This is a genomic window from Streptomyces sp. E11-3 (assembly GCF_046540415.1).
In the GTDB taxonomy this organism is placed as follows: Bacteria; Actinomycetota; Actinomycetes; order Streptomycetales; family Streptomycetaceae; genus Streptomyces.
The window spans coordinates 1-3,501 of the sequence record NZ_JAZGRL010000032.1; the positions used below are offsets into that span (position 1 = coordinate 1).

The window sequence follows — 3,501 nt, forward strand, 5'->3', positions numbered from 1 at the left end:
GGCCGAGGGCGTCACCCGCTTCCTGGAGCTGGGCCCCGACGCCGTACTCACCGCCCTCGGCCCCGACTGCCTCGCCGACGACGGGGACGGTGACGAGGACACAGACGCAGCCGCCGCGTTCTTCTCCGTACTTCGCCGCGACCGGGGTGAAGAGCGCGAGCTCGTACAGGCGTTGGCGCAGGCATACGCCCGGGGTGTGACGGTCGACTGGTCGGCCTTCTTCTCAGGGCGGGGTGCCCGCCGAGTGGAACTGCCCACCTACGCCTTCCAACGCCGCCGGTACTGGTCCGACGGTGAGCAGCCGGAGTCGTCGACGACGGCGAACGCCGATCCGCTGGACGCGGAGTTCTGGGACGCGGTGGAGCGTACGGAGCTGTCCTCACTCGCCGACCGGTTGCGCGTCGACGTCGACAAGCTGGGTGCGGTGCTGCCCGCCATGTCGGCCTGGCGCACCCAGTACCGCGACCAGTCCCGTATCGACTCCTGGCGCTACCGGGTCGACTGGCAGCCCCTCACGGGTCAGGCAGCCACCGGGCTCACCGGGACCTGGCTGGTCGTCCTGCCCGCCGAACGCCGCGACGACGCGATGGTGAGCGCCGTTCTCCAGGCGCTCGGCGGCCAAGGCGCGCAGGTGGTCCAGGTCGAGGTGGCCGACGAGGACCGGGCCGAGCTCGCTGAGCGGATACGTCGGCACACCAGGGACACCGCTCCGGTGGGAGTGCTGTCGCTGCTCGCCCTGGATGACCGGCCGCACCCCGAGCACCCCATGCTCACCCGGGGTACGGAGGCCACGGTCGGGTTGGTCCAGGCGCTGGCCGATATCGGGTCGGCCGCACGCCTGTGGTGCGTCACCACGGGTGCGGTGGCCGTGGTGTCTCCCGGGGAAGTGGTGCACCCGCTCCAAGCGGCGATCTGGGGCATGGGGCTCGGCCTCTCCCTGGACCACCCGGAGCGCTGGGGCGGCCTCGTCGATCTGCCCGCGGACTTCGCCGACACCGGGGACGCGACGCTGGCCGCAAGGCTGTGCGGCGCGCTGGCCGGCAGGGAAGGCGAAGACCAGCTCGCCCTGCGCCGGAACGGTCTCTTCGGCCGTAGGCTGGTGCGCCACGCACTCGGTGGCCAGCGGACCGAACCGCAATGGCGCCCCCGCGGTACGACTCTGGTGACCGGCGGTACGGGTGGCATCGGAGCCCATGTGGCCCGCTGGCTGGCGTCCCACGGCGCCGAGCATCTGGTGCTCACCAGCCGCCGTGGCGCCGATGCCCCGGGCGCGGCCGAGCTCACGGCCGAACTCCGGGAGCTCGGAGCCCGGGTGACCGTCGCGGCATGCGACGTCGCCGATCGTGAGTCGGTACGGAAGCTGCTCGACTCGATCGAGCTCGACTCGGTCGGCGATAAGCCAGGGACGTCCGCTCCGCACCCGCCGCTGACCTCCGTGTTCCATGCGGCCGGCGTGGCCCAGCGGATGGCCGCGCTGCCCGAGCTCACGCTGGGCGAGTTCGCCGACGTGGGCCGCGCGAAGGTCGCCGGTGCCCTGCACCTCGACGAACTGCTCGGTGACCGGGAGCTGGACGCCTTCGTCCTCTTCTCCTCCGGGTCCGCGATCTGGGGCAGCTCGGGCCAGACGGCGTACGGCAGTGCCAACGCCGTTCTGGACGCGCTTGCGCAGCGGCGGCAGGCACAGGGACTCGCCGCCACCTCCGTCGCCTGGGGTCCCTGGCTCAGCGGCATGGTCGACGAGGAGACGAGCATGCTCGCGCGGCGCATCGGCGCCCCCGCCATGGACCCGGAACTGGCGATCGGCGCACTGCACCAGGCGCTCGACCGCGGCGACCGGCAGCTGGTCGTCGCCGACTTCGACTGGTCACGTTTCGCTCCCACCTTCACCTCCGCCAGGGCCCGCCCGCTCCTGGACGCCCTGCCCGACGTACAGGCGGTGCTGGCCGCCGACGGCCCGGGAGCCGCGGACAGCGCGGACAGCGCGGTCAAGGGCGACTCCGTACTGAGGAAGCGGCTCGCCGGAGCCACCGAGGCGGAGCAGACCCGGCTGCTGCTCGGACTCGTACGCGAGCAGGTGGCGGCCGTACTCGGCTACGACGATCCGACCGAGGTGGAACCCGGCCGGGCGTTCTCAGAGCTCGGCTTCGACTCGGTCTCCGCGGTGGACCTGCGGACCGGTCTGAGCGCCGCCACGGCCAAGAAGCTCCCGACCTCGATGATCTTCGACCACTCGACCCCCAAGGCGCTGGCCGCGTATCTGCGGACCGTGCTCTGCCAGGACCCCGAGGGAGGCACCACGGAGGAACGCTCGTTCCTGGCCGAACTCGGCCGGCTCGAGGAGACCGTGGCGGCACTGCCCGCCGAGGAGATCGGGCCCAACCGGGTCACCGCACGGCTGCAGACCCTGCTGGCCAGGGTCAACGAAGCCCTGGGCGCCGCCGAGGGTGACGAGGCCGCGCAGAGCGTCGGCGGACAGCTCGAAGCCGCTTCGGCGGACGACGTCTTCGACTTTATCGACAAGGAACTCGGTCTGAGCTGATCAGGCCCACGTAGCTCTCCGCTCTCTCGGAACAAAGGATGTTGTGAGGTCTGGGATGTCGAACGATGAGAAGCTCCTCGAATACCTCAAGCGGGTAACGGCCGATCTGGCCCAGACACGTCGGCGGCTGCACGAGGTCGAGACCGAGGACCAGGAGCCCATCGCGATCGTCGCGATGAGCTGCCGCTACCCCGGCGGAGCCGACACCCCGGAGGGCCTGTGGCGGCTGGTGGCCGACGGCGTCGACGCGGTCTCCGAGTTCCCCGACGACCGGGGCTGGGACATCGAGGGGCTGCGCGGCGACAGCGCGTCGGCGGACCAGGCCGGTGCCGGAACGAGCTATGTGAACGAAGGCGGCTTCGTCGACGGCGTAGCGAAGTTCGACCCGGGCTTCTTCGGCATCTCGCCCCGTGAAGCCGTGGCGATGGACCCGCAGCAACGGCTCACCCTGGAGGTCGCCTGGGAGGCGATCGAGCGGGCGGGCATCAACGCCGACACCCTCAAGGACGAGCCCGTCGGCGTGTTCGTGGGTTCCGGGATGCAGGACTACGAACAGGTCCTGACAGCCGCGCCGGAGGCTGTCGAGGCCTATATGACGACCGCCAGCGTGGCCTCCGTGATCTCGGGCCGGGTCTCCTTCGCCCTGGGTCTGCAGGGACCCGCGGTCACCATCGACACGGCCTGCTCGTCCTCGCTGGTCGCGCTGCACCTCGCCGCTCAGGCCCTGCGCCGGCGGGAGTGCTCACTCGCGCTGGCCGGGGGCGTCATGGTGATGTCGACCCCCGTGCCCTTCGTCGCCTTCAGCAAGCAGAAGGGGCTCGCACCGGACGGCCGCTGCAAGGCGTTCTCGGAATCCGCCGACGGCACCGGCTGGGCCGAAGGCGCCGGAATGCTGCTGGTGGAGCGGCTCTCGGACGCCCGCCGCAACGGCCATCCGGTACTGGCGGTCGTACGCGGCTCGG

Annotated in this window: 2 protein-coding genes; both read left to right on the forward strand. The window is 71.4% G+C overall.

Features of this window, described 5'->3' with window-relative positions; all coding sequences use genetic code 11:
* Nucleotides 1–2,539 (forward strand): SDR family NAD(P)-dependent oxidoreductase (locus U9R90_RS34450; protein WP_411061283.1); only part of this gene is annotated, 2,539 nt, incomplete at its 5' end.
* A 55-nt stretch (nucleotides 2,540–2,594) separates the two neighbouring features.
* Nucleotides 2,595–3,501, forward strand: a 907-nt coding sequence (locus U9R90_RS34455; RefSeq protein WP_411061285.1) for a beta-ketoacyl synthase N-terminal-like domain-containing protein, incomplete at its 3' end; no start/stop codon positions are given.